Here is a 24,357-nt window from a genome sequence, read left to right on the forward strand (position 1 = left end):
AAATATTTGGTTCGCCACTATCGCCGTCTGTCGGCTACTGGCGGTCTATGCGTCGCGCGGCCTCTCTTTGTCTATCTAAGTGGCTTGTTTTTCCTTGATAAAGCGATATAATCTCCGGTCTTTTTTCCAGCTAACGAAAGTATTCTCATGGTTGTTATCCGTCTTGCCCGTGGTGGCGCCAAGAAGCGTCCGTTCTACAACATGGTTGTTACCGATTCCCGTAACCGTCGCGACGGCCGTTTCGTCGAGCGTATCGGCTTCTACAACCCGGTTGCTTCCGGCAATGCCGAGGGCCTGCGTATCGCTACCGACCGTCTGGAGCACTGGCTGAAGAACGGCGCCCAGCTGTCGCCGACCGTTGCCCGTCTGGTCAAGCAAAACGCCGCCAAGGCTGCCTAAGTCGTTTTGGCTTTGAACGGCAACGATATCGTCGTTTTGGGTCGGTTGGCCGACCCGTACGGGATTCGGGGCTGGCTCAGGTTGTACCCCTTTGGTGATGATCCGCTGGATTGGGCAGAAATGCCGGTCTGGTGGATTGCCAGGGAAGGCGAGGCGTGGCGTGAAGTCGGGCTGAAAGGCTTGAAGGTTCACGGTGACGGGGTAGTGGTGCTGCTTGATGGCATTGCCGACCGCACGGACGCTGAAGCCATGAAAGGGGTGTTGGTCGGTGCGCCGCGCGATGCGTTGCCGGCGACCGGTGCAGACGAGTTCTATTGGGGCGATTTGATCGGCCTGGAAGTCGTCAATACCGCAGACGAAAAACTCGGCAAGGTGGCCGGGTTGATCGAAACGGGTGCCAATGACGTGCTGCGTGTCGTTGGTGCGGAAGGTGCCGAACGCCTGTTGCCGTTTGTCTCGGCGGTGGTGCTGGCGGTGGACAAGGAAGCGGGACTGATCCGCGTGGAGTGGGGCAGCGACTGGTGATCCGGTTTGACTGCGTGACCATCTTCCCGGAGATGTTTGCGGCGGTAACGCACAGTGGCATTACCCGTCGGGCGCTGGAAGAGCAGCGCTGGGTCTGGCAAGGCTGGAATCCTCGTGATTTCGCCGACAATGCCTGGCGGCGGGTTGATGATCGTCCCTTCGGGGGGGGGCCTGGCATGCTGATGCAGCCGGGGCCGCTGGAAAAGGCGATTGATGCCGCGAAGCTGCAGCAGCGTGAGGTCGGGCTGGCGAAAAGCCGGGTCATCTACCTTTCGCCGCAAGGCGCGCCACTGACCCATGAGCGGGTCATGCAGCTGGCGACTGGCGATGAAGGCTTGATCCTTCTGTGCGGTCGTTATGAAGGGATTGACGAGCGTTTGATCGAGCGCTGTGTCGATGAAGAAATTTCGATCGGGGATTTTGTACTTTCCGGCGGCGAGTTGCCGGCGATGGTGTTGATCGATGCCGTTGTCCGCCAGTTGCCGGGGGTGCTCGGAGATGCCGCCTCGGCGGTGGAAGATTCGTTTGTCGGTGGTTTGCTGGATTGTCCGCACTACACCCGCCCGGAAATATACGAGGGCGAGTCGGTGCCGGAGGTTTTGCTGTCCGGTGACCACAAAAGAATTCGTCGTTGGCGGCTCAAGCAGTCGCTGATGCGAACCCGGAAGCGCCGGCCGGATTTGCTGGCGCACCGCGTGTTGAGCGCGGAAGAGACGCAACTCCTCGCGGAAATTTCCGGAGAGGAGCAATGCGGTGAGTAGATGTTTTTAATTTAAGGATCTCACATGAACCTGATTCAACAACTTGAGCAAGAAGAAATTGCCCGCGTTTCCGCCGGCAAGACCATTCCCGAATTCGCCCCGGGCGACACCGTCGTCGTTCAGGTGAAGGTCAAGGAAGGTACTCGCGAGCGTCTGCAGGCTTACGAAGGCGTGGTTATCGCCAAGCGCAACCGTGGCCTGAACTCCAACTTCATCGTCCGCAAGATCTCTTCCGGCGAAGGCGTTGAGCGTACGTTCCAGACCTATTCTCCGCTGGTAGCTTCGATCGAACTGAAGCGTCGTGGTGACGTTCGTCGCGCCAAGCTGTACTACCTGCGCGAGCGTTCCGGCAAGTCGGCTCGTATCAAGGAAAAGCTGGATTTCAAGAAGGCCTGATCGGCTCTCTGAAGGTTCACAAGAAACGGGGCGCTGCGGCGCCCCGTTTTACGTTGACGGTTCGTCGATGCCGTAAAGCTGGCGCAGTCGCTGGCATTCCGGATGCGGCGAGCCATCGTCCTGAAAGGCACGAAATTCACGGCAGGTCGATGGGCGATGGCTGTAGATGGCGCAACGGCCATCGTCTTGCAGGGCAGCGCAGCGTCCCAGGCCGGTTTCAGTGCCGCGCATGCAGGCCAGAAAGGGCGTGACGGCGGAAGTCAGTTCGCTGGGGACAAAACCGCCGGGCTGGCTATCGAGTTCGCCGTGATAGAAGGAAACCCGGTAGTGGTAACAGCACGCGCCGCAGCCGAAGCAGGGATTGTCCTCTCCAGCCATGTCGTAGAAGACACGGCCATCGGCCTGAGCTTGGGGAATCTGGATTTTGCTCACGGGGGGGCTGCTTGGTCCAGGGGGCCGGAAAGTGAGCTTTGCCGGCCCGGTAGCATTCCTTATCGAGCGGCTTTGTCGTTCTCGATCAGCGCGTAGGCCGAATGGTTGTGAATGGACTCGAAGTTTTCCGATTCAACGACATAGGCGTCGATGCGCGCTTCGGCATTGAGGCGGGCGGCCACATCGCGGACCATGTCTTCGACGAACTTCGGGTTGTCGTAGGCGCGTTCGGTGACGTATTTCTCATCCGGGCGCTTGAGCAGGCCGTAGAGTTCGCAGGAGGCTTCCTGCTCGACCAGCTGAACGATTTCCTCGATCCACACGAAATCGTTGGTGCGGGCGGTGACGGTCACGTGGGAGCGCTGGTTGTGGGCGCCGCGTTCGGAAATCTTCTTGGAGCAGGGGCACAGGCTGGTTACCGGCACGACAACCTTGACCGAGGTGCTGATCTTGCCGTGGCAGATGTCGCCGATGAAGGTGACGTCGTAGTCCATCAGGCTTTGCACGCCGGAAACCGGAGCAGTCTTGTTGATGAAATACGGGAAATTCATCTCGATGTGGCCGGTTTCGGCTTCCAGTTTGGCCACCATGTCGCGCAGCATGGTCGGGAAATTCTCGACCGAGATTTCACGTTCGTGGCTGTTCAGAATCTCCACGAAGCGGGACATGTGGGTGCCCTTGAAATTGTGCGGCAAGCCGACGTACATGTTGAACATGGCGATGGTGTGCTGCACGCCGGTCGATTTGTCCTGCACCTTGACCGGGTGACGGATGGACTTGATGCCGACCTTGTTGATCGCGATCTGACGCGTATCGGCGGAGTTCTGGACATCGGGAATGTTGGGGGTGGGGGTGCTCATTCGCTGTTCTCTCGGTAATTTATTGTCGGTCGGCATGGGCGCCGGATTTTTCGTGGATCGCGCGCACGATGCCTTCCTTGTCGAGGCCCAACTCGGAAAGGAGCTGGCCTTGTTCGCCATGATCGACAAAACGGTCAGGCAGGCCGAGGCGTAGTACCGGCACAGTCAGCCCGCGTTCCGCCAGCACCCGCTCGACTTCCGAACCAGCGCCGCCAATCACGGCGTTCTCTTCGAGGGTCACAAGCAGGGAATGGTTCCCCGCCAGTTCAATGATCAGTGCTTCGTCGATGGGTTTGACGAAGCGCATGTTGGCGACAGTCGCATCGAGCTCTTCGCCGGCGGCCAGGGCAGCACCCAGCAGGGGGCCGAAAGCGAGCAGGGCGATCTCCTTGCCGCGACGGCGAATCTCGCCCTTGCCGAGCGGCAGGGTGTCGAGCCCGGGCGACGGGATGGCGCCGGTGCCGCTACCCCGTGGGTAGCGCACCATCGACGGGCAGTCGAGGGTATGGGCCGTGGACAGCATGCGCCGGCATTCGGCCTCGTCGGACGGCGTCATGACCACCATGTTCGGAATGCAGGTCACGTAGGACAGGTCGAAGGTGCCGTGGTGTGTTGGTCCATCGGCACCGACCAGGCCGCCGCGGTCGACGGCGAAGACGACCGGCAGGTTCTGTAGCGCGACGTCATGGATCAATTGATCGTAGGCGCGCTGCAGGAAGGTCGAGTAAATGGCGACGACCGGCTTCAGTCCTTCGCAGGCTAGGCCGGCAGCGAAGGTTACGGCGTGCTGCTCGGCGATGCCGACATCGTAGTAGCGGTCAGGGTGCTCGCAGGCGAAGCGGACCATGCCGGAGCCTTCGCGCATGGCCGGGGTGATGCCGACCAGGCGGGAATCGGCCTTGGCCATGTCGCACAGCCAGTCGCCGAAAACCTGCGTATAGGTTAGCTTGCCAGTGCCCTTGGCGGACTGGATTCCTTCACCGGCGGCGAACTTGCCGACGCCGTGGTAGAGGATGGGGTCGTTCTCGGCCAGTTTGTAGCCTTGGCCCTTCTTGGTGATCACGTGCAGGAACTTCGGGCCCTTCAGCTTCTTCAGATTCTCCAGCGTCGGGATCAGGGCGTCGAGATCGTGGCCGTCGATCGGGCCGTAGTAGTGGAAGCCGAATTCTTCGAACAGGGTGCCGGGGGCGATCATGCCCTTGACGTGCTCCTCGGCGCGGCGGGCCAGTTCGAGCAGCGGCGGGGCGAAGCCAAGCATGTGGCGGCCAGCTTCGCGAGCGACGTTGTAGGTCTTGCTCGAGGTCAGTCGGGTCAGGATGTTGTTCAGCGCGCCGACCGGCGGCGAGATCGACATCTCGTTGTCGTTGAGGATAACCAGCATGTCGGCGTCGGCGACGCCAGCGTTGTTCAGTGCCTCGAAGGCCATGCCGGCGGACATGGCGCCGTCGCCGATGATGGCGATGGCCTTGCGGTCCTCGCCCTTGTGCTTGGCAGCCAAGGCCATGCCGAGGGCTGCCGAGATGGAGGTCGAGGAGTGGCCGACGCCAAACGTGTCGTACGGACTTTCGCAGCGTTTCGGGAAGCCGGCGACGCCATGGCGCATACGCAGCTTACCCATGCCTTCGCGGCGGCCAGTCAGCACCTTGTGCGGGTAGCACTGGTGGCCAACGTCCCACACCAGGCGGTCATCCGGGGTGTTGAACACGGCATGCAGGGCGATGGTCAACTCGACCGTGCCGAGGTTGGACGACAGGTGGCCGCCGGTCTGGGAGACCGATTCGATCAGGAATTCACGCAATTCAGCGGCCAGTTGCGGCAGCTGCTTGCGCTCCAGGCGACGCAGGTCGGCCGGGGATTGGATGGTGTCGAGCAGCGGATAGCTCATGGGTTCCGTTCAGAATTGCCGGTGGCAGATGAAATCGGCCAACTGGTTCAGGCGGGTGGCGTGGTCGCCGAAAATGGTCAGGGCGTCGCGCGCATCGGCACGCAGTTCGTCGGCGTAGGCGCGGGCATTCTCCAGGCCAAGCAGGGCGACGTAGGTCGGCTTGTCGGCAGCTTCGTCCTTGCCGGCGGTCTTGCCCAGCGTGGCGGTGCTCGCCGTGCAGTCGAGGATGTCGTCGACGACCTGGAAAAGCAGGCCGGCACGCTTGGCGAAACGGTCGAGATTGTTGCGTTCGTCGGCCGACAGCGGCTGGCCGGCGAGGGCGCCGAGCAGTACGGCGGCGCGGATCAGGGCGCCGGTCTTCAGTGCGTGCATCAGCTCCAGCTCGGGCTGGGTCAACGGCTTGCCGACCGAGGCGAGGTCGATGGCCTGGCCGCCGGCCATGCCGCGCGAACCGCTGGCATGGGCAAGCAGGGCGACCATTTCAAGTTGCTGTTTGGGCTGACCGATTACCTGGCTGGCCAGCAATTCGAAGGCCAGGGTCTGCAGGCTGTCGCCGACGAGCAGGGCGGTCGGTTCATCGAATTCGACATGGCAGGTCGGGCGCCCACGGCGTAGCACGTCATCGTCCATGCAGGGCAGATCGTCGTGTACCAGCGAATAGGCGTGGATCATTTCGACGGAGCAGCCGACGACATCGAGGGCTTCCGGCGTGGCGCCGGTCAGTTCGCCGGCGGCGTGGGCGAGCAGCGGGCGGACACGCTTGCCGCCGCCGAGGGTGGCATAGCGCATCGCTTCGTGCAGGCGGGCTGGAATGCTGTCGCCGGCGGGCAGGAAGCGGCCGAGGGCGGTTTCTGCGCGATCCTGGGTGACCGCCATCCATTCGGCGAAGGGCAGGGAGCTCACTGGGCCTCCAGGGTGTTTCTGTCGACGTTCTTGAATTCCCCGCCTTCCAGCACGCGAACCTGTTCCTCGGCATCGGCGAGCTGGGCCTGGCAGTGCTTCATCAGTTCCACCCCGCGCTTGTAGGCGGCAATGGAGGCTTCGAGTTCGAGCTTGCCGCCTTCCATGCTGGAGACGATGTCTTCGAGTTCGGTCAGGGCCGTCTCGAATTTCATGTCGGCGATGGGTGTTTGATCCATGTCAGAGGCGTTCTGGGAAACACGCGAAAATACTCCATCCGGGGGCTTCAGGTCAAATGCGGGGCGGGGTAAAATCCTGTTTTTTCAACCCGCTGGAGTGTGGAATGTCTGACGTGGCGAATCTGTCCCGTTTGGCCCCCGCAGTTTCCCAACTGCCTGTGGACTGGTACTTCGATCAATCGATTCATGAGCTGGAGAAAAAGCTCATCTTCGATGCCGGCCCCGGCTATGTCGGTCACCAATTGATGGTGCCGGAAGCGGGTAATTACCGTTCGCTGGAGTGGAAGGATCATGGCCAGATGCTGCTCAACGGCGGCGCCGAAGGCAAGAATGCGGGCATCTGGCAGATGTCCAACGTTTGTCGTCACCGTCAGGCGATCATGCTGCAGGGGGCTGGCACCCTCAACGGGCCGATCGTTTGCCCGATCCATCGCTGGACCTACGAACAGGGTGGCGAACTGATCGGCGCTCCGCATTTTCCGCAGAATCCCTGTCTGAACCTGAACAAGGCCAAGCTGGAAAACTGGAACGGCCTGCTGTTCAAGGGGCCGCGCTCGGCCAATGTCGACCTGGCCGGGATGACGGTCGCCCGCGACCTCGATTTCACCGGCTACAAGCTCGACCATGTCGAGATGCACGAGTGCAACTACAACTGGAAGACCTTCATCGAGGTCTATCTGGAGGACTACCATGTCGTCCCCTACCACCCGGGCCTGGGCAATTTCGTCACCTGCGACGATCTGAGCTGGCAATTCGGCGACTGGTACTCGGTGCAGAAAGTCGGCATCACTTCGCTGATGAAGGATTCTTCCTCGACCGCTTACAACCGCTGGCAGAAGGTGGTCCGCGAGTATTACGGCGACCGCGGCGAAACGCCGCCGCAGGGCGCCATCTGGCTGACCTACTACCCGAACATCATGGTCGAGTGGTATCCGCACGTGCTGGTCGTGTCGACCCTGATTCCGCAGGGGCCGGACAAGACGATGAACGTCGTCGAGTTCTACTACCCCGAGGAAATCGTCGATTTCGAGCGCGAGTTCATCGAGGCCGAGCGTGCCGCCTACATGGAGACGGCCATCGAGGATGACGACATCGGCGAGCGCATGGATCGTGGTCGCAAGGCGCTGCTGGCCGAAGGGCGCAACGAGGTCGGGCCGTACCAGAGCCCGATGGAGGACGGCATGCAGCACTTCCACGAGTTCTATCGCCGGGTCATGCAGAAGGAAATTGAAGCCAGATAAGCGAGGCGCGCTGATTCCGCGCAGCGTCGCAGCAGGGCGTCGGGGTAAAATCCGGCGCCCTTTTTATTTTTCGAGTTCCACCGCATGCAATCCCTGTGGATGATCGCCGCCAGCTTCCTGTTCGCCTGCATGGGCGTCTGCGTCAAGCTGGCCGCCGCTACGCATTCGGCGGTCGAGATCACTTTCTGGCGCAGCGCCATTTCGCTGATCCTGATGTTCGGCCTGGTGCGCCTGCGTGGCGTGCCGCTCGGGACGCCGCACTGGCGCTGGCAGATTGCCCGCGGAGCGGTCGGTTTCTCGGCGCTGTTCTCGTATTTCTATGCCATCACACTGTTGCCCCTGGCAACGGCAGTCACCCTGAACTATACCTCGGCGATTTTCCTTGCCCTCTATCTGGGATTTGCCGGCATGCAGATGCGCAAAGGCATTCTCGGCGCCTTGCTGCTCGGCCTGGTCGGAGTCGCCTTGCTGCTCAAGCCGACATTCCACGCCGATCAACTGATGGGCGGCCTGATCGGCCTGGGGTCGGGCATCCTCGCCGGCATGGCTTACTTCAGCGTACGGGAACTGGGGGCGCGCGGCGAAGCGGAGACGCGCACGGTATTCTATTTTTCGCTGGTGTCGTCGATCGGGAGCGGACTGTGGCTGCTTTTCAGCGACGTCCATACGGTGGATTTGCGCAGTGGCCTTCTTCTTCTCGGAGTCGCCTGCTTCGCGACTGCCGCCCAGCTGGCGATGACCCGCGCCTATTCGCGTGGCAAGACGCTGATGTCGGCGGCACTGGCCTACAGCACGGTGATCTTCTCCAGCCTGTTCGGCATGCTGATCTGGGGCGAGGTCATGGCGGCATCGTCATGGCTGGCGATTGTGCTGATCATCGCTTCCGGCGTGGCCGCGACCCATTTCTCAAGGGCAAATCCGGCGGAGGGCGACTGAAATCGCCCGGCCTGTCGATTACAAGTCGGCGATCACTTCGTAGCTGCGCAGTTTTTGTGCGGTTTCCGGGTTCGTACCAGCCGGTGCCTGCCGGTATTGCTCGTTACCCAGGCCGCTCGCATCGTAGGCGCGCGCTTCGTCGCTGAAGCTGACGCGGGAGGATTCCTGGATTTCCGGCAGGTCGACGCGCTGATCCTGCGGTACGCGATCCTGTCTGCCGGCAACTTCGCGCAGCAGGCTGCCGTGGCGTAGTACGTTTGCCGACAGCAGATTGCTCGGATAGGTCAGCGGAATCATGACATCTCCTTCTCCGGCTCCGGGTTGGGTGTCGAGGGGCCGCTCCGGCGCAGCGACAGGGCGACCGAGGTGGCGATGATGCCGGCGACTACGCCCAGCGAGAGCAGTACCGGAATCTTGATGACGTCGATGAGCAGCATCTTGGTGCCGATGAACATGAGCACGATGGCCAGCCCGTACTTGAGCAGCGAGAAGCGGTCGGCCATGTCGGCCAGCAGGAAGTACATCGCGCGCAGGCCGAGGATGGCGAAGATGTTGGAAGTCAGGACGATGAACGGGTCCGTCGTGATGGCAAAAATGGCCGGGATCGAATCGACGGCAAAGATCACGTCGGAAAACTCGACGAGCACGAGCACCAGGAAGAGCGGCGTGGCGTAACGGACCAGCACGCCACCTTCAGGCCGCTTGATGAAGAAACTTTCGCCATGCAGTTGGTCGGTTACCTTGATGTGGCGGCGTATCCAGTTGATCAACGGATTGTTCGCCAGATCGGGCTTCTCGTCGGCGAACCACCACATCTTGATACCCGTGATCAGCAGGAAGGCACCAAAGACGTAGAGCAGCCAGTGGAAATGGGCGATCAGCCAGACGCCGGCAAGAATCATCAAGGTGCGCAGGACGATGGCACCGAGGACACCGAAGATCAGCACGCGTTTCTGCAATTCCGGTGGAATCGCGAAGAAACTGAACAGCATCAGCCAGACGAAGACGTTGTCCACGGCCAGCGATTTTTCGATCAGGTAGCCGGTGACATACTCGAGTGCTTTCTGGTTGGCCAGTTCGCGGCCTGCCGTGCCGTCGAGATAAAGCCACAAGGCGCCGGCGAAAAGCATGGAGATGCTGACCCAGATCAGCGACCAGATCGCGGCTTCGCGCACGCTGACGCGATGCTGCTTGCTGCCGCCGACAACAAACAGGTCGATGGCGAGCATGACGAGGACGATGGCGAAGAATCCCGCCCACATCCACCAGGTACCGATCGACTCCATTGCGAGACTCCTTTCGTTTGTCGCCTGTCCGGGCCTCATGGCCGGGTGGCGCGTTTTTTTCATTGTGGACTTCCGGTTGGCGAAAGGTATCGGAAAAACCGGATCGTCGCTCAGGGCGGAGCGAAGAGTCGCCGTCTTGGCGAGGCCGCCGGATTTTCCGGAAAGGGCCGCAAGCCGGGGGATTCCGGGTTAAACTGGAATCACAAAGACAGCCAGGAGCATAAAAATGATCGTCATCGACCACCAGGCCAACCGTGTCAATGTCTCCGTCTTCGGTGAATTCACGCTGGCCGACTACAAGGAGTTTGAAGAGGTCGTCAATTTCAAGGTCAGGTTCGAGGGGCCGGTCGATCTGTATTTCGACCTGACCCAGATGGCCGGTCTGACCCTCGATGTCGCTTGGGAGGAGGTCAAGTTCTCGCGGGCCCACGCCAACGACTTCAAGCGCGTCGCCGTGGTCACCGACAGCCAGTGGGTGACCTGGAGCGCCTGGATTTCGCAGACCTTCGTCAATGCCGATGTCGAGGTCTTCGACAACGCCGAGGAGGCGAAGGGCTGGCTGGAGCAGTAAGCGTGAGCTATACGACGCTGGTCGATGTCGCGACCCTGCAGGCGCATCTCGACGACCCGAACTGGCTGGTGATCGACGTTCGTCACCAATTGTCCGATACCGGCTACGGCGAGCGCGCCTATGCCGCAGGCCATGTTCCGGGGGCGCTCTTCCTGCATTGCGACCGCGACTTGTCGGGGCCGATGACCGGTTGCAACGGCCGCCATCCCTTGCCCGACGCGCAAAAGCTGGTACAGCGATTCGCTGCCATGGGGGTAGGCAGTGCAACGCAGGTTGTGGTCTATGACGATGCCCAAGGGATGATTGCCGGCCGCCTGTGGTGGCTGCTGCGCTGGCTGGGGCACGATGCCGTTGCCCTGCTCGATGGCGGGTTGCAGGCCTGGCAGGCGGCGGGCGGCATGCTGGCCGACTGGCTGCTGACGCCTATGCCGCGTGTTTTCGCGGCCAGCCCCCGGGAGCTGCAGGTGGATGCCGGCTACGTCCAGGAGCGCATCGAGACGGCGCACATGCTGCTGGTCGACGCGCGTGGGCCCGACCGCTTCCGTGGCGAGAACGAAACCATCGACCCGGTCGGTGGCCACATTCCCGGTGCGGTGAACCGGTTCTTCAAGGACAACCTGCAGGCCGACGGCCGTTTCAAGCAGGCGGCACAGTTACGAGCGGAGTGGCTGGCGCTCCTCGCCGGGTCGCCGCCCGACCAGGTGATACACCAGTGTGGTTCGGGCGTATCCGCCTGTCTCAACATCGTGGCCATGGAAATTGCCGGTTTGCCCGGTTCGCGACTCTATGCCGGGTCGTGGAGCGAGTGGTGCGCCGACCCGGGGCGGCCGGTCGCCCGCTGAGCGGGGCTGCGGGGAGGGGCCGGAATGTCGCTGTCACGCCGTATCCTCCGCCAGGTGCTGCTGGTCGCCGGCGGGGCCTCGCTGCTCTTCGGCATCCTGTTTCTTGCGCTCTATCGCGACCAGCTGGAGCGGGAGCGGGCGGCAACCTCGGAGCAGGTTAACCGCCTGCTCCGGGTGGCCCTTGAAAACGCCATGCTCAAGCGCGATGTGCCGGGGTTGCGCGACATCGTTCATCAGTTGGGGCAGCAGCCCGGCATTGCCGGCGTCATGATCCTGTCGCCGCACGGCGAGGTGCGCTTCGCGTCGGCGGATGGCCAGCTGGGTCGTACGTTTCCCGAGTTGACCGCGGAAACCAGGCCGGGTGTGACGGTCAGTCGTTTTGTCGATGGCAATGGGCGAGGCGACGTGTTGCGCTCGGTCAATCCGGTGCCTAACCAGCTACCGTGCATCGGTTGTCACGGGCCGATCGATCTGCATCCGATCAACGGAATCCTGGTGGTCGACTACGAGGCAAAAACGATTCGCCATGCCGCCTACCGCAGCGCCGCGCTGTTTTCGGCGGCGGGTATCGCCGTGCTCGGCCTGACCCTGTGGTCGGTTTGGGGCTTGTTGCGCCGGCGGGTCATTGCTCCGCTCGGCCGCCTGGATGCGGCGGCCAATGCGCTGGCGGCCGGTAACCTGGCGACGCGCGCGCCGGTGGGCGAGGCGGATGAAATAGGCCGATTAGCCGCCAGCTTCAACGGCATGGCGGCGCGTTTGGCCGAGCAGATCGGGCGCTCCGAGAAGCAGCAGCATTACCTGCAGCAATTGCTTGATGGTTTGCCCGACGGTGTACGCGTCATCCGGCAGAGTGATTTCCGGGTGCTGGCCGCCAATCGCGCCTATTGCCGGCAATTGGGCGTGACTCCGGAACAGGTTCTCGGCGCGGCGTGCCATCGCTCCAGTCATGGCCGTGAAGTGCCGTGCGCACCGACCATGGTCATCTGTCCGGTGCATGAATTGCAGCGCGACGGACAGGCGGTCAAGTGCCGCCACCATCATCGCGCCGCCGACGGTCGCGAACTGCCGGTCGAAGTGCATGCGGTGCGCCTGCAGCATGAGGGCGAGGCGCTGATCGTCGAATCGATCATCGACCTCTCTTTGGCTGTGCGACATTCGCAGGAACAGCGGCTCTCCGAACTCGGCCTGCTGGCGGCCGGCATCGCCCACGAGATCCATAATCCGCTGGGTTCGATGCGGCTCGCGGTCGATGGCCTGTTGCGCGGCTTGCGCAACGGGCAAGCCGATCCCCAAAGGCTGGCCGGTTACCTGGAGATGATGAGCGTCGAAATCGACCGCTGTACCGGTATTACCCAGCGCCTGCTGCTGCTGTCCCGGCTGCCGCAGCAGATTCCGCAGGTCGTCGACCTCAACCGCGCGATCGGCGATACGGTCAGCCTGCTCGATTTCGATGCCCGCAGCCACGGTATCGTTCAGCACCTTGCCCTCGATGCGGCGAAACCGCGCGTACTGGCCGATGACAGCGATCTGCGCATGCTGGTGCTCAACCTTGTGCAGAATGCCCACCATGCCATGCCGCGTGGCGGCGAGTTGACGGTGCGGACGCTGGGTGGCGAGACGGAAGCAGTGCTTGAGGTGATCGACGGCGGTTGCGGCATACCCGACGAGGCGGTCGGTCGCATATTCGATCCGTTCTACAGCCGCCGGGCCGATGGCGAAGGCGGTACCGGCCTCGGGCTGACCATCTGCAAGAGTATCGTCGAGCGCTATGGCGGCCGTATCGAAGTGGCAAGCCGGGAGGGCGTGGGGACGACCTTCCGGGTCATACTGCCGGTTGCAAAGGTGGGGGCATGAAAAAACTGATTCTGGTGGTCGACGACGACCGTGTATTCAACCAGTTGCTGGTCGAGCAGATCGGCGACATGGGGCTGGAAGCCGTCGGGGCGGGGAACTGGGCCGAGGCATCGCGGATATTGGCCGAGCGCGAACCGGATCTGGTCTTTCTCGATTTCAAGCTGCCGGATGCCGAAACGCCGCAACTGGTCGAAGCCCTGTCGTCCCAGTTCCCGGTCATCGTGCTCACGGGCTACGGGTCGATCCGAAATGCGGTCAGCCTGATCCAGGCGGGCGCCGTCGAATACCTGACCAAGCCGGTCAGCCTCGACGAACTGGAAATCACCATCCGCCGCGAACTGGCCAATGCTGAATTGCGCAGCCGGAACGCCTTTTATCAGCGGCAGTTGGAGTCGCGCCGGCCGGGGCCGCTGGTGGGGACGTCGAAGGCGATGGAGGCCTTGCAGCGGATGATCGAAGCCGTTGCCCCGACCGATGCGACGGTCCTGATCCAGGGTGAGTCGGGAACCGGCAAGGAAATGGTAGCGCAGGCGATCCATGAGGGCAGTGTCCGGGCCGGACGGGAAATGGTCACCATCGACGGCGGCACGCTGCAGGAAACCTTGTTTGAATCCGAACTCTTCGGTCACGAGCGCGGCGCCTTCACCGGCGCCGACCGCCAGAAGAAGGGGCTGATCGAGGAAGCGGCCGGCAGTACGCTCTTTCTCGACGAGATCGGCGAAACCTCGCCGGCCAACCAGGCCAAGCTGCTGCGGGTGCTGGAGACAAGCACCTTCCGACGGGTCGGCGGAGCGAAGACGCTGAAGGCCGACGTGCGCTTCGTCGTGGCCACCAACCGTGACCTGGCCGAACTGAGCCAGGTCGGCAGTTTTCGTAGCGATCTCTATTTCCGGCTGGCCAGTTTCGTCATTCAGGTGCCGCCCCTGCGCGAGCGGCGCGACGACATTCCCTTGCTGGCCATGCATTTCCTGCAACGCTTCTCGCGCGGCATCGAACGCAAGCTGACTGCCGAGGCGCAAAAACTGCTGGTTGCCTACGACTGGCCGGGCAATGTGCGCGAACTGCGCAACCTGATCGAACGGGCGGCGATCCTGGCCGGCCGGGACGAGCGTATCCGGCCGGAACATTTCGGGCCGCTGTTGTCGCGCCGGGACGACGCCGTGATCTACGCCTTCGAACACCAGCCGAAACTGGCCGATGTGGAGCGCGAATGCCTGCGCCAGAGCCTGATCCGGCATGCCGGAAACCGTGCGCAGGTGGCTGCTGCTCTGGGGATCAGCGAACGCAACATCTACCGCCTGATCAAGCTGTACGAACTGGATTCCTGAGCGTCTGCCAAAATGGCATATTGCAGATTGCTTGAAAATCAATGGCTTGGGGTTAAAGCGGCTTTGGTGTTCTGCCAATTTGGCAGGCGGTGCCATTTTCTTTCCGGTGGGTTGCGGTGAAAATCCAATTAAAACAGTGGGTTGGCGGGCTGCTCAAAAGTGGCGCGGAACATGCATTAAGGGAAGGGTCTCGGCGCTTGCCGAGGCCGCTTTTGCCAAGGTGGCGGGGGCGAATACCTACGAATACATGAGAGGAACCTACATGAAAAAGCTGTCGACTATGGCTGCTGTTGCCTTCGTTTCCCTGGCTGCCGCCACCGCCAACGTGCACGCCGAACAGAAGGGCATGTCCGGCATGGAAGGTCAGAAAGGAATGAGCGGCATGTCCGGCATGCAGGGGCAGAAAGGCATGTCTGGAATGGAAGGGCAGAAAGGTATGTCCGGTATGGGTGGCATGTCCGGAATGGAAGGCCAGAAGGGGATGTCCGGCATGGGTGGCATGTCGGGCATGGAAGGCATGGAGGGCAAGAAGGCCAAGAAGCCGAAGGCCGCCAAGCAGGAAAGCATGTCCGGCATGAGCGGCATGGAAGGTCAGAAGGGCATGTCGGGCATGGGGGGCATGTCCGGAATGGAAGGCCAGAAAGGGATGTCCGGTATGGGTGGCATGTCGGGCATGGAAGGCCAGAAGGGCATGAGCGGCATGCAAGGCAAGAAGTAATCGGCCCGATGCCACAATGGGGCGGAGGCATTTGCCTCTCTGCCCCTTTTTCGATGGAGTCAGCATCGTGATGCGCAAGATCAAAGTGCCGGTATTCCTGATCGGGCAGTTCTGCCTGATCGCGGTCGCTCCGGCCCAGGTGAGCGAAGTGGCCGGTCTGCGGCCCTATCAGCGGCCGGCCGGGGCACCGGTCGTCGAACGTTTCGAACAGAGTGACGCCTGGAGGGCGCAAGCACTGAAGGGGGTCGGTGAGCCGAGAACCGGCCTGGGTTTCCTGAGCGACCAGGGGGCGTGGTACACCCCGTTCAACCGGCCCAATCTGCAGGGGCGCTACGATATTCGCCAGTTGCACGATAACGATAAGAAGAAAGACTGATCATGGAAAGCCCAAAAACCGGCATTCTGATTCTCGCGCTGGTGGCGGTTGCGACTGCCGTTGGCGCCTACCTGGGTTTGCAGGTCCGCCAGCCGCCGCAGACGGCGAAGGCCGTTGCCCAAGGCCCGGTCAATTTCGGGAAGGATCATTTGCGCGCCACTTACGATCCCATCCATTTCAAGCCGGCCATCGAGCAGGCGACCGACGCCCAGTGCCTGGCCTGCCACAGGGAAGTGCTGGAGGACAAGGTGCGCGAGACCTCGCCGGCCGGCATCAAGGCCGCGTCCAGCAAGGCCTGGTATCAGCAGCTCAGCACCTACACCGGCGAACAGGAAACGTTCCATCGCCGCCATCTGGTGACGCCGATGGCCAAGGAGCTGATGAACCTGAGTTGCACGACCTGCCATCAGGGCAGCGATCCGCGCGAGGAGGCACCCGGTTCGTCGGCGACTGCCATGCCGCAGTCGACGGATGCCTTCACGCTGCGCAAGCAGGTCAATCCCGAAACCACCTGTCTGAAGTGCCATGGCCGGATGAACGTCCAGGTCATGGGCCTGCCGTCGCCCTGGCCGGAGAGCAAGGAAATGTTCGGCGACAGCTGCCTGACCTGTCATGCGGCGATCCGCACCAATCGCCATCAGGTGAGCTACTTGAAAGCGGAAGCCATCGAGGCGGCTGGCGCCAAAAATGCCGATACCTGCTATGGCTGCCACGGCGGGCGTTCGTGGTACCGCATCAACTACCCCTATCCGCGGCATGCCTGGGCGGGCATGCCACCCGAGGTGCCCGAATGGGCCAAGGACAGGCCGACCGAATCGGAAGCGCGCTTTCAGCTTCCCGTTGCTACCCGGAAATAAGCAGGAACGACCATGGACAAGAAAACAAACTGGCTCGATCTCCTCAACCCCACGCGCCGCAACTTCCTGAAAACCGTCGGAGCGGGGGCTGCCGTCGCGACGACCAGCGGTCTGGTCGAGCTGGGCAGCGGCGAGAAGGAGGCCAAGGCCTTCGCCTACGAGCCTTACCCCCGCGATGACCAGCTGACGACGGTGGTCACCTCATGCGACCACAATTGCGGTTCGCGTCACATGCTGGTGGCGCACAAGAAGGGCGATGTCATCGTTCGCCTGTCCACCGACGACGGGCGTTACCAGGAGGGCGGCAAATTCGGTTTCGAGACCGAGCAGGTGCCGCAATTGCGCGCCTGCCTGCGCGGACGCTCCTATCGTAGCCGCCTGTATTCGCCGGAACGGCTGCTCTACCCGATGATGCGCGTCGGCGAACGCGGCGAGGGCAAGTTCAAGCGGGTATCGTGGGACGAGGCGCTGGACTATGTCGCCCGCAAGATGGTCGAGTTGAAACAGAAGTACGGTCCGACCGCCATCCTCGACCAGGCCTATGCCGGCACCTCCTACGGCGTGCTGCACAAGTCGGACCAGATCGAGGGGCTGCTTGCCCGTTTCCTCGGCATGTTCGGCTGCCGGACCAACTCCTGGTCGGTGCCGAGCTACCAGGGCACCACCTTCAGTTCGCGGATGACCTTCGGCACCATTACCGACGGCAACGAGGACGACGCCTTCGCGCACTCCAGGCTGATCATCATGTGGGGCTGGAACCCGGCCTACACCTTCCACGGCGGCAACACGTTCTACTACATGCGGCTGGCCAAGCAGCGCGGCTGCAAGTTCGTGGTGGTCGATCCGCAATACACCGACTCGGCCGCCAGCTACGACGCCTGGTGGATCCCGATCAAGCCCAATACTGATGCCGCCATGCTGGCCGGCATGGCGCACCATATCTTCGCCAACAACCTGCAGGACCAGAAGTTCATCGACAAATTCTGCCAGGGCATGGACGCCGGCACGACGCCGCCGCAGTTCAAGGATAGGGAGAACTTCAAGGACTATATCCTCGGCAAGTACGACAACACGCCGAAGACGCCCGAGTGGGCCGAGCAAATCTGCGGCGTGCCGGCCGCCGACATCAAGAAGCTGGCCGAGATGTACGCCACGACCAAGCCGGCTGCGCTGAAGGCCAGCTGGGCACCGGGGCGGGCGTCGTATGGCGAGCAATACAACCGGATGGCCGCCGCCCTTCAGGCGATGACCGGCAACATCGGCATTCTGGGCGGTTGCGCCGAGGGCGTCGGCAAGGGCTGGCACGCTGAAGCGGTGGCCTACCCGTACGACCAGTACGCCAACGTCTGGTACGCGTCGCTGAAGTCGGACCGCTGGGCGCATTGCGTCCTCAACTACCCCAACGTCAAGCGCGAGGAAATCGGTTGCTGGCCGCGCAACGACGAGCTGGACGGCAAGATTCCGAATATCAAGGCCATCTTCTGGCATGGCTCGGACTGGTTCAACCAGCTGACCAACATCAACAAGGAAATCCAGGCCATCAAGAAACTGGAGTTGGTGGTCTGCATGGATTCGACCATCACGCCCTCCGGCCTGTGGGCCGACGTGCTGTTTCCCATCGCCACCCACTTCGAGCGTCAGGACGTGGCCTTGCCCTGGTACAAGGGGCACTACTACATCCACCGGCCCAAGGTCATCGAGCCGCTGGGCGAGTCGAAGACCGATTTCCAGGTATTCACCGAACTGGCCTATCGCATCGAGAAACTCGATCCGACGGTCAAGGACTTCGGCAAGCGCTACAACCCCAAGTCGCAGCGCGACTATTTCGAGCGGAACGACGCCACCGACGAGGCCTACCTGACCGACTGGTGGAAGAACAAGGTGCAGAAGCACCAGGGCGTGACGATGCCGTGGGAGGACTTCAAGAAGCACGGTGTCTACAAGTTCAAGTTCGACAAACCGCATGTTGCCTTCGCCGAGCAGATCGGCCAGGGCGTGCCCTTCGAGACGCCCTCGGGCAAGATCGAAATCCTGTCGACGACGCTGGCCAACATCAAGGACTGGACCAAGACCCAGTACGGCTACGAAATCCCGTACATTCCGAAATGGATCGAGCCTTTCGAGTCGCTCAATCACGAGAAAGCGAAGAAATTCCCCTTCCACATGGTCACGCCGCATCCGCGCTGGCGCACCCATTCGATCTTCCACAACATTCCGTGGCTGCGCGAAACCTACCAACAGGAAATCACCATCAGCGCGCGTGACGCCAAGGCGCGCGGTATCGTCACGGGCGACATCGTCGAGGTCTGGAACGAGCGGGGCAGGGTGGTGGTTCCCGTGTATGTAACCGAACGCTGCATGCCGGGTGTCGTCGTCTTGTACGAAGGGGCATGGATGGATCTGGCCAAGGATGGTACCGACCGTGCCGGCAATCCGGATTTCCTGACGCTGGACGAACCCAGCCCGGCGGGTGCCTTCGCCTACAACACCATCTTGGTCGATTTCAGGAAAACCAGTCTCGACCACCATCCGGGCTGGGATACGCAGGCAACCTCGCGCTCCGTGATCTTCCGGAGGGACAAGTAATGGTCAAGAAGATCGACAAGCAGGAACTCAAGGCAGCGATCGAACGCAAGGTCGCGCAGACCTACGAGCCGGTGAAGCCGGCCGTGCAGATGGGCTTCATCCACCACAACGTTGACTGCATCGGCTGCCGCGCCTGCGAAATTGCCTGCAAGGACAAGAACGGCCTGCCGCCGGGGCCGCGCTTCCGGCGAGTCATGTACGTCGAGGGCGGCACCTTCCCGGATGTCCATGCGTACAAGGTTAACATGGCCTGCAACCACTGCGCCGAACCGGCCTGTCTGCCGACTTGCCCGACCGGGGCGATCTGGAAGCGGGCCGACAATGGCGTCGTCGATATCGACTCGACACTGTGCATCGGCTGCCGCAAGTGCGAGGCCGCCTGCCCTTACGGCGCACCGCAGTGGGACCCGCAGGAGCTGGTGATCAAGAAGTGCAACATGTGCATCGACGAACTGGAAGCCGGTCGCAAGCCCTACTGCGTGATGGCCTGCATGATGCGGGTGCTGGATATCGGCCCCATCGAACAGATCTGGAATGGCACGCTCAAGACCACCGCCATGGGGCCGAACGACAAACCGGTCAAGCAGGTCAGGAACATGGCCAATCCCGAGCTGACCCGTCCGTCGATTGCTTTCATTCCGCACAGCAAGGGGCGCGTCGATGGAAAATGAACTGTTTGTGGCGCTGGCAGACGACCTTGAACAATTGATCCGTCTGCACGACCGGGAATTGGAGGAGGCGCTCCTGGGCGCGCTGCGCGCAGCCGACTTCCCTTATGGCCTGGCCTTGCCGCCGGATGGCGAGGAGGGACTGGCCGCCTACGCCAATATGGCTGACGCCCTGAATGACGCGGTATCGCTTGACGAACTGGCGGCCGATTTTGCCGCCATCTATCTGAACAATAGCCTGGGCGCCTCGCCTTATGAGTCAGTCTGGCTGTCCGACGACCATCTGGCCTGTGCGGCGCCGATGTTCGAACTTCGGGAGCTTTACGCAGCCGCTCGCTTGCAGGTGGCCGACTGGCGTAACCGCTTCGACGACCATTTCGTGTTGCAGTTGCAGTATCTGCGCCATATTCTGGTCGATCCGGCGATCGATCTGAAATCGGCGGCGGGCTTTATCGACGAGCACATCGGCTACTGGTTTCCCGACTTTGCCCAGCGTGTCTCCATGCAATGCGACACCCGTTTCTATGCCGCGCTGGTTGAATTGACTCATGTCTGGCTGCTGCGCTTCCGCCGGTTGCTCGACGAGGTTTATGAACTGCCGATTCCCTCGCGGGAGCAAATGGCCGAGCGCATCAATCGCAAGCTGGTTCTCGACAAGGCCGAAGTGGCACCGATTCGTTTCATGCCCGGTGCCAGTGGCCCCAGTTGGTAGAGGGCAAGCGCGCTGAGTCTCTGCGCGCTTGCCTTGGCCTGGTACATGGCTTGATCGGCTGCCTTGCTCGTAGTGGTTGCCGGTTCGTCAGCAACCGAGTCGTCGGAGTGCCCAGTCAACGTGTTCCTGCACCAGAGCCGATTCGTGATTACCCAAGTCGCGTAGCGCCGCCACGGCGTCAGGCGTTGCCGGGCCATTGCCGAGCGCGACGGCGATATTGCGCAACCAGCGTTGGTGGCCGATGCGCCGTATGGGATTGCCGGCGAGGCGATCATTGAATTGCTGCTCTGTCCATCGTGACAACTGGATCAAGCTGGCGGAATCCAGCCCGTGGCGCGGGGAAAACTCCCGGTCACCGATCCGTGCGAAGCGATTCCACGGGCAGCACAGCTGGCAGTCGTCACAGCCATAGATACGATTGCCCATCAGCGGGCGGAATGCCTCGGGAATCGGACCATCCAGTTCGATGGTCAGGTAGGAGATGCAGCGGCGGGCATCCACCTGGTAAGGCGCGATGATGGCACTGGTCGGACAGGCGTCGATACAGGCGGTGCAGGTTCCACAGTGCGCTTCCGTCGGGGAGTCCGGTGGCAGGGGGAGGTCGGTGTAGATTTCGCCGAGAAATCGCCAAGAGCCTTGCTGGGAGAGCAGCAGCGTGTGTTTTCCCCGCCAGCCGAGACCCGCTTGCCGGGCGAATTCGACTTCCATGACCGGGGCCGAGTCGGAAAAGACGCGGTAACCGAACGGGCCGATCAGGGCGGTTACCTGGTCGGCGAGTTTTTGCAGGCGGCTGCGGATGACCTTGTGATAGTCGCGGCCCTGCGCATAGCGGGAAATGGCTGCCTGTTCCGGCTGGTCGACAATGTTGGCGTGGGGCAGGTAGTCCAGTGCAGCGCTGACGACGGTCAGCGTTCCCGGTTGCAGGCGCTCGGGTTGGGCACGCAATTCGGCATGGCGGGCCATATAATCCATGGCGCCATGGCATCCCTCGGCCAGCCAGGCGCGTAGCCCGGCGACGGCCATACCGGGGTCGGCCTTGGCCACGCCAATGGCTGCAAAGCCCAGTTGTTGTCCGGCCTCGCGGATTTTTTCCTTGAGTGCCGCGTAATCCACCGTGGAGTCCTGATCGTGCATAGCCCTGATGTTACCGCTGTTTTCGAATTGCCCGACGAGGCTGCCACCCAGTCGGTCGGTGAAAAGCTGGCGCCGGCGCTGCAGCCGGGCATGGTGGTTTTTCTCGAAGGGGATCTGGGCGTCGGCAAGACAACCTTGTCACGGGCCCTGATTCGGGCACTTGGTCATGCCGGGGCAGTCAAAAGTCCGACCTATTCACTGGTTGAAGTTTACGTAATTTCGAGATTATACTTATATCACTTTGATTTTTATCGTTTCGAGTCACCCGAGGAGTTTCTCGATGCGGGCTTTGATGAATACTTTAATGACACTGCGCTCTGCCTGGTCGAATGGCCGGAGCGCGCTCAAGGCTGCCTTCCGCCGGCAGACCTGCGGTTGCGCCTTTATCATGCAGGTGTCGGGCGTGTCCTCGAAGCCGTGGCAGATTCACCGAAAGGGCAGGCATGTCTAGACGCGCTCATCCCAGCCATGGGCGCCGCCAACTCCTGAAATATGCCGGCGCCTCGCTGCTCGTCTCCGTTACGCCGCTAGCCGGCGCCGCAGCAAAGCTGCCATCCGTGCTGGCCGTGCGCGTCTGGCCGGCCGCCGATTACACCCGCGTTACCCTCGAACACGACGCGCCACTCAAGTTCACGCATTTCACGGTCGAAAATCCGGATCGCCTGGTCGTCGATATCGAAGGCGTCGAGTTCAACAGTGTTCTCGATAGCCTGGCGCGCAAGGTGGCGACCGACGATCCCAACATCAAGCTGTTGCGCGCCGGTCGCTTCAAGCCGGGCGTCGTTCGTCTGGTGATGGAGTTGAAGGGCAAGGTCAATCCACAGGTGTTCACGCTGGCACCGGTCGGCGAATACGGTCATCGTCTGGTGCTCGATGTTTATCCGGTCAATCCGCCGGACCCCATGATGGCGCTGCTCGAAGGCCGCAAGGAAGCGGTCGAACCCTTGAAGGGCGGGCAGGACTTCCAGATTGCCGAGGTACGGCCCGAAGAGCCGGCGGCCAGGAAGTCCGACAAGCCTCCGGTCGAGGCGCCCGAGGTGCAGACCAGCAAAAAGTCAGGCAAACCCGTCGTCGATCGCCTGGTGACGATCATGCTCGACCCCGGGCATGGCGGCGAGGACCCCGGCGCCATCGGCAGGGCGGGAACCCATGAAAAGACGGTGACGCTCGAAGTCGCCCGTCGCCTGAAGGCCCGCATCGATGCCGAGCCGAACATGCGTGCCGTGCTGACCCGCGATTCTGATTTCTTCGTACCTTTGCAGATGCGTGTCCAGAAAGCGCGCCGCGTCCACGCCGACCTGTTCCTGTCGATCCATGCCGATGCCTGGATCAAGCCGGATGCCCGCGGCTCCTCGGTCTTCGTCCTGTCCGAGAAGGGGGCTTCGAGTACGCAGGCCCGTCTTCTGGCGCAAAAGGAAAACGATGCCGACCTGATCGGGGGCGTCAACCTCGGCAACAAGGATCTCTTCCTGGCGCGTACACTGCTCGATCTGTCGCAGACGGCAACCATCAACGACAGCCTTAAGCTGGGCAGGTACCTGTTGGGCGAACTGGGGTCGATCAATACCTTGCACAAGGCCAATGTTGAACAGGCCGGTTTTGCTGTGCTCAAGGCACCCGATATCCCGTCAGCCCTCATCGAAACGGCCTTCATTTCCAATCCGGAGGAAGAGGCGCGCCTCAACGACGATGCCTATCAGGAAAAGCTGGCGGGTGCGATCGTGCGTGGCATTCGCCAGTATTTCATCAAGCATCCTCCCGGGCCGAAGGCCAAGCTGGCGTAGGCCGGCTTTGGCGGGGGCTTAGAACAGCTCGACCTCGCCCTTGGCGATTTCCTTGGCAGAAAGATCGCCTGTCGCAATCAGTTGTTCATAGCAGGCCACTTGGTTGCGGCCATTGTGCTTGGCGAAATAAAGGGCTTCGTCGGCGCGGTCGATGGCATCGGTCGGGGTGTCGTGCGCTTGTAGCGCGCTGAATCCGATGCTGACCGTGATGTTGCCGACCCGGCTGAATGACTGCTCTTCGACCCGGCTCCTGAAGCGTTGCAGCGTCGATGTCGCGTCTTGTTCGGTCATCGGCTGCAGCAGCGTCACGAATTCCTCGCCGCCGAAGCGGAACAGCTGGTCGTCGAAGCGGAAGGACTGGCGCATGACCTGGGCCAGCATGATGAGCACTTCGTCGCCGATCAGGTGCCCGAATGTGTCGTTGACGCGCTTGAAATGGTCAATGTCGCAGACGGCAAGCCAATGCGGATTGCTGTCGCAGCCACGCCGGCGGCTTTCATGGGTGCCGTTTTGCGGATCGATGGACGCCTTGCCGAGGAGTTCAAAGAGGTGTTTGTCGAACGTCTTGCGATTGGACAGCCCGGTCAGTGTGTCTGTTTCACCGTAATCAAGCAGTCCGATGTGGTTGCCGAAATACTCGACCAGTCCCATCAGGGTCACGCGCTCGTCGGCCGAAAAGCAGTCCGAGAGGACCAGGTCGATGAGGTAGATCGGCTCGTTGTGATCCATGATCGGGAACACGATGCGATGGGAGCCGTCGGCTAGGTAGTCGAGCACTGCGGACTTTTCTTTGCGGCAGCGGGCAAGAATGGGATCGCGTTCGAGCGGCTGGCAGAATTTCTTGTCCGGTACGTAGGCGTTGCGCAGCCGCTTTCCATCGGGACCGTGACTGGCGCAGGCAAAGACCATGGGCTTCCGGGTGCCGGGGTAGCAGCGGTAAATGGTCAGCTGCTGCGGACGGAACAAGGTCCGTAGCGCATCCACCATCGATGAGTTGATCTCCGTGCGATCCCGGCGCGACGAAATCTGGATGACGTGGTTGATCAATTCATGCATGACTGCGGGTC

27 protein-coding genes are annotated in these 24,357 nt (G+C 61.9%); 18 read left to right on the forward strand and 9 right to left on the reverse strand.

Annotation, left to right across the window (positions count from 1 at the left end):
* The first annotated feature begins 147 nt into the window (after nt 1–147).
* Genes rpsP through rplS form a run of 4 tightly spaced genes read left to right on the forward strand, consistent with a single transcriptional unit; the run spans nt 148 to nt 2,081 of the window.
* Nucleotides 148–399, forward strand: coding sequence for a 30S ribosomal protein S16 (gene rpsP / locus F1002_RS13305; RefSeq protein WP_150429526.1), 252 nt, complete (start codon nt 148–150; stop codon nt 397–399).
* A 12-nt stretch (nt 400–411) separates the two neighbouring features.
* Entirely contained in the window at nt 412–924 is a 513-nt protein-coding gene (gene rimM, locus F1002_RS13310) for a ribosome maturation factor RimM (RefSeq protein ID WP_150429527.1), read from the forward strand.
* A complete protein-coding gene (gene trmD / locus F1002_RS13315) occupies nt 921–1,685 on the forward strand; it encodes a tRNA (guanosine(37)-N1)-methyltransferase TrmD (RefSeq protein WP_223879595.1) in 765 nt (254 codons plus the stop codon). The genes rimM and trmD overlap by 4 nt, the downstream gene beginning before the upstream one ends.
* Nucleotides 1,686–1,709: 24 nt before the next feature.
* The gene (rplS, locus tag F1002_RS13320) at nt 1,710–2,081 is read left to right on the forward strand and encodes a 50S ribosomal protein L19 (RefSeq protein ID WP_150429528.1); all 372 of its coding nucleotides are present in this window, start codon (nt 1,710–1,712) and stop codon (nt 2,079–2,081) included.
* 48 nt (nt 2,082–2,129) lie between these two features.
* On the opposite strand, the gene F1002_RS13325 is transcribed toward rplS, so the two are convergent.
* From F1002_RS13325 to F1002_RS13345, 5 genes are read right to left on the reverse strand one after another with little or no spacing between them, the layout of a single operon-like run.
* Nucleotides 2,130–2,513 carry a YkgJ family cysteine cluster protein gene (locus F1002_RS13325; RefSeq protein ID WP_223879596.1) on the reverse strand — a complete coding sequence of 128 codons (384 nt, stop codon included), beginning with the start codon at nt 2,511–2,513 and terminating at the stop codon, nt 2,130–2,132.
* A gap of 59 nt (nt 2,514–2,572) precedes the next feature.
* The gene (folE2, locus tag F1002_RS13330; RefSeq protein WP_150429529.1) at nt 2,573–3,373 is read right to left on the reverse strand and encodes a GTP cyclohydrolase FolE2; all 801 of its coding nucleotides are present in this window, start codon (nt 3,371–3,373) and stop codon (nt 2,573–2,575) included.
* A 19-nt stretch (nt 3,374–3,392) separates the two neighbouring features.
* The gene (gene dxs, locus F1002_RS13335) at nt 3,393–5,258 is read right to left on the reverse strand and encodes a 1-deoxy-D-xylulose-5-phosphate synthase (protein ID WP_150429530.1); all 1,866 of its coding nucleotides are present in this window, start codon (nt 5,256–5,258) and stop codon (nt 3,393–3,395) included.
* Nucleotides 5,259–5,267: 9 nt separating this feature from the next.
* The gene (locus F1002_RS13340; RefSeq protein WP_223879597.1) at nt 5,268–6,161 is read right to left on the reverse strand and encodes a polyprenyl synthetase family protein; all 894 of its coding nucleotides are present in this window, start codon (nt 6,159–6,161) and stop codon (nt 5,268–5,270) included.
* The gene (locus F1002_RS13345) at nt 6,158–6,397 is read right to left on the reverse strand and encodes an exodeoxyribonuclease VII small subunit (RefSeq protein WP_150429531.1); all 240 of its coding nucleotides are present in this window, start codon (nt 6,395–6,397) and stop codon (nt 6,158–6,160) included. The genes F1002_RS13340 and F1002_RS13345 overlap by 4 nt, the downstream gene beginning before the upstream one ends.
* A gap of 104 nt (nt 6,398–6,501) precedes the next feature.
* Between F1002_RS13345 and F1002_RS13350 the strand changes: the two genes are divergently transcribed.
* Together F1002_RS13350 and F1002_RS13355 are read left to right on the forward strand one after the other, a co-directional pair.
* Nucleotides 6,502–7,638 carry an aromatic ring-hydroxylating dioxygenase subunit alpha gene (locus F1002_RS13350; protein WP_150429532.1) on the forward strand — a complete coding sequence of 379 codons (1,137 nt, stop codon included), beginning with the start codon at nt 6,502–6,504 and terminating at the stop codon, nt 7,636–7,638.
* Nucleotides 7,639–7,722: 84 nt separating this feature from the next.
* The gene (locus F1002_RS13355) at nt 7,723–8,574 is read left to right on the forward strand and encodes a DMT family transporter (RefSeq protein WP_150429533.1); all 852 of its coding nucleotides are present in this window, start codon (nt 7,723–7,725) and stop codon (nt 8,572–8,574) included.
* A gap of 18 nt (nt 8,575–8,592) precedes the next feature.
* Here F1002_RS13355 and F1002_RS13360 read toward each other — a convergent pair whose 3' ends face one another.
* Nucleotides 8,593–8,871 carry a hypothetical protein gene (locus F1002_RS13360; protein ID WP_150429534.1) on the reverse strand — a complete coding sequence of 93 codons (279 nt, stop codon included), beginning with the start codon at nt 8,869–8,871 and terminating at the stop codon, nt 8,593–8,595.
* Nucleotides 8,868–9,860, reverse strand: a complete 993-nt coding sequence (locus F1002_RS13365) for a TerC family protein (protein ID WP_150429535.1) — start codon at nt 9,858–9,860, stop codon at nt 8,868–8,870. The genes F1002_RS13360 and F1002_RS13365 overlap by 4 nt, the downstream gene beginning before the upstream one ends.
* 226 nt (nt 9,861–10,086) lie before the next feature.
* Between F1002_RS13365 and F1002_RS13370 the strand changes: the two genes are divergently transcribed.
* From F1002_RS13370 to F1002_RS13415, 10 genes are all read left to right on the forward strand, one after another.
* Entirely contained in the window at nt 10,087–10,431 is a 345-nt protein-coding gene (locus F1002_RS13370) for an STAS/SEC14 domain-containing protein (RefSeq protein ID WP_150429536.1), read from the forward strand.
* Between the two features lie 2 nt (nt 10,432–10,433).
* On the forward strand, nt 10,434–11,273 hold the full coding sequence (locus F1002_RS13375) for a sulfurtransferase (RefSeq protein ID WP_150429537.1): 840 nt from the start codon (nt 10,434–10,436) through the stop codon (nt 11,271–11,273).
* A gap of 24 nt (nt 11,274–11,297) precedes the next feature.
* Complete coding sequence (locus F1002_RS13380; protein WP_150429538.1) at nt 11,298–13,127, forward strand: PAS domain-containing sensor histidine kinase; 1,830 nt, start codon at nt 11,298–11,300, stop codon at nt 13,125–13,127.
* Entirely contained in the window at nt 13,124–14,455 is a 1,332-nt protein-coding gene (locus F1002_RS13385; RefSeq protein ID WP_150429539.1) for a sigma-54 dependent transcriptional regulator, read from the forward strand. Before F1002_RS13380 ends, F1002_RS13385 begins: the two co-directional genes overlap by 4 nt.
* A 262-nt stretch (nt 14,456–14,717) precedes the next feature.
* A complete protein-coding gene (locus tag F1002_RS13390) occupies nt 14,718–15,173 on the forward strand; it encodes a hypothetical protein (RefSeq protein WP_223879598.1) in 456 nt (151 codons plus the stop codon).
* 70 nt (nt 15,174–15,243) lie between these two features.
* Nucleotides 15,244–15,549: a hypothetical protein gene (locus F1002_RS13395; protein ID WP_150429541.1), complete on the forward strand. Its 306-nt coding sequence runs from the start codon at nt 15,244–15,246 to the stop codon at nt 15,547–15,549.
* Between the two features lie 2 nt (nt 15,550–15,551).
* Complete coding sequence (locus F1002_RS13400; protein ID WP_150429542.1) at nt 15,552–16,406, forward strand: cytochrome c3 family protein; 855 nt, start codon at nt 15,552–15,554, stop codon at nt 16,404–16,406.
* 12 nt (nt 16,407–16,418) lie between these two features.
* Nucleotides 16,419–18,992 (forward strand): molybdopterin-dependent oxidoreductase, encoded by a 2,574-nt coding sequence (locus tag F1002_RS13405; protein WP_150429543.1) that lies wholly within the window; start codon nt 16,419–16,421, stop codon nt 18,990–18,992.
* On the forward strand, nt 18,992–19,663 hold the full coding sequence (locus F1002_RS13410) for a 4Fe-4S dicluster domain-containing protein (protein WP_150429544.1): 672 nt from the start codon (nt 18,992–18,994) through the stop codon (nt 19,661–19,663). The genes F1002_RS13405 and F1002_RS13410 overlap by 1 nt, the downstream gene beginning before the upstream one ends.
* Nucleotides 19,653–20,372 carry a molecular chaperone gene (locus tag F1002_RS13415; RefSeq protein ID WP_150429545.1) on the forward strand — a complete coding sequence of 240 codons (720 nt, stop codon included), beginning with the start codon at nt 19,653–19,655 and terminating at the stop codon, nt 20,370–20,372. The genes F1002_RS13410 and F1002_RS13415 overlap by 11 nt, the downstream gene beginning before the upstream one ends.
* Before the next feature lie 87 nt (nt 20,373–20,459).
* Here the strand turns inward: F1002_RS13415 and queG are convergent, their stop codons facing one another.
* Nucleotides 20,460–21,506, reverse strand: coding sequence for a tRNA epoxyqueuosine(34) reductase QueG (gene queG, locus F1002_RS13420; protein ID WP_150429546.1), 1,047 nt, complete (start codon nt 21,504–21,506; stop codon nt 20,460–20,462).
* Here queG and tsaE point away from each other — a divergent pair.
* Both tsaE and F1002_RS13430 read left to right on the forward strand, forming a co-directional pair.
* Complete coding sequence (tsaE, locus tag F1002_RS13425) at nt 21,501–21,995, forward strand: tRNA (adenosine(37)-N6)-threonylcarbamoyltransferase complex ATPase subunit type 1 TsaE (protein ID WP_223879599.1); 495 nt, start codon at nt 21,501–21,503, stop codon at nt 21,993–21,995. The two genes, queG and tsaE, sit on opposite strands and share 6 nt — an antisense overlap.
* The gene (locus F1002_RS13430) at nt 21,950–23,290 is read left to right on the forward strand and encodes an N-acetylmuramoyl-L-alanine amidase (protein WP_150429547.1); all 1,341 of its coding nucleotides are present in this window, start codon (nt 21,950–21,952) and stop codon (nt 23,288–23,290) included. The genes tsaE and F1002_RS13430 overlap by 46 nt, the downstream gene beginning before the upstream one ends.
* An 18-nt stretch (nt 23,291–23,308) precedes the next feature.
* Here the strand turns inward: F1002_RS13430 and F1002_RS13435 are convergent, their stop codons facing one another.
* Nucleotides 23,309–24,346 (reverse strand): GGDEF domain-containing protein, encoded by a 1,038-nt coding sequence (locus F1002_RS13435; RefSeq protein ID WP_150429548.1) that lies wholly within the window; start codon nt 24,344–24,346, stop codon nt 23,309–23,311.
* Nucleotides 24,347–24,357 lie beyond the last annotated feature (11 nt).

The sequence above is a fragment of the Dechloromonas sp. CZR5 genome, assembly GCF_008711155.1.
Lineage (GTDB): Bacteria > Pseudomonadota > Gammaproteobacteria > Burkholderiales > Rhodocyclaceae > Azonexus.

What these genes read in the sequence shown, in the direction of transcription:
- F1002_RS13365 (WP_150429535.1), bottom strand. Translation starts at nt 9,860, where the DNA reads ATGGAGTCGATCGGTACCTGGTGGATGTGGGCGGGATTCTTCGCCATC.
- F1002_RS13400 (WP_150429542.1), top strand. Translation starts at nt 15,552, where the DNA reads ATGGAAAGCCCAAAAACCGGCATTCTGATTCTCGCGCTGGTGGCGGTT.
- queG (WP_150429546.1), bottom strand. Translation starts at nt 21,506, where the DNA reads ATGCACGATCAGGACTCCACGGTGGATTACGCGGCACTCAAGGAAAAA.
- folE2 (WP_150429529.1), bottom strand. Translation starts at nt 3,373, where the DNA reads ATGAGCACCCCCACCCCCAACATTCCCGATGTCCAGAACTCCGCCGAT.
- dxs (WP_150429530.1), bottom strand. Translation starts at nt 5,258, where the DNA reads ATGAGCTATCCGCTGCTCGACACCATCCAATCCCCGGCCGACCTGCGT.
- F1002_RS13415 (WP_150429545.1), top strand. Translation starts at nt 19,653, where the DNA reads ATGGAAAATGAACTGTTTGTGGCGCTGGCAGACGACCTTGAACAATTG.
- F1002_RS13355 (WP_150429533.1), top strand. Translation starts at nt 7,723, where the DNA reads ATGCAATCCCTGTGGATGATCGCCGCCAGCTTCCTGTTCGCCTGCATG.
- rplS (WP_150429528.1), top strand. Translation starts at nt 1,710, where the DNA reads ATGAACCTGATTCAACAACTTGAGCAAGAAGAAATTGCCCGCGTTTCC.
- F1002_RS13430 (WP_150429547.1), top strand. Translation starts at nt 21,950, where the DNA reads ATGTCTAGACGCGCTCATCCCAGCCATGGGCGCCGCCAACTCCTGAAA.
- F1002_RS13405 (WP_150429543.1), top strand. Translation starts at nt 16,419, where the DNA reads ATGGACAAGAAAACAAACTGGCTCGATCTCCTCAACCCCACGCGCCGC.
- F1002_RS13410 (WP_150429544.1), top strand. Translation starts at nt 18,992, where the DNA reads ATGGTCAAGAAGATCGACAAGCAGGAACTCAAGGCAGCGATCGAACGC.
- rpsP (WP_150429526.1), top strand. Translation starts at nt 148, where the DNA reads ATGGTTGTTATCCGTCTTGCCCGTGGTGGCGCCAAGAAGCGTCCGTTC.
- F1002_RS13385 (WP_150429539.1), top strand. Translation starts at nt 13,124, where the DNA reads ATGAAAAAACTGATTCTGGTGGTCGACGACGACCGTGTATTCAACCAG.
- F1002_RS13380 (WP_150429538.1), top strand. Translation starts at nt 11,298, where the DNA reads ATGTCGCTGTCACGCCGTATCCTCCGCCAGGTGCTGCTGGTCGCCGGC.
- F1002_RS13370 (WP_150429536.1), top strand. Translation starts at nt 10,087, where the DNA reads ATGATCGTCATCGACCACCAGGCCAACCGTGTCAATGTCTCCGTCTTC.
- F1002_RS13390 (WP_223879598.1), top strand. Translation starts at nt 14,718, where the DNA reads ATGAAAAAGCTGTCGACTATGGCTGCTGTTGCCTTCGTTTCCCTGGCT.
- F1002_RS13345 (WP_150429531.1), bottom strand. Translation starts at nt 6,397, where the DNA reads ATGGATCAAACACCCATCGCCGACATGAAATTCGAGACGGCCCTGACC.
- F1002_RS13350 (WP_150429532.1), top strand. Translation starts at nt 6,502, where the DNA reads ATGTCTGACGTGGCGAATCTGTCCCGTTTGGCCCCCGCAGTTTCCCAA.
- F1002_RS13435 (WP_150429548.1), bottom strand. Translation starts at nt 24,346, where the DNA reads ATGCATGAATTGATCAACCACGTCATCCAGATTTCGTCGCGCCGGGAT.
- F1002_RS13360 (WP_150429534.1), bottom strand. Translation starts at nt 8,871, where the DNA reads ATGATTCCGCTGACCTATCCGAGCAATCTGCTGTCGGCAAACGTACTA.
- F1002_RS13395 (WP_150429541.1), top strand. Translation starts at nt 15,244, where the DNA reads ATGCGCAAGATCAAAGTGCCGGTATTCCTGATCGGGCAGTTCTGCCTG.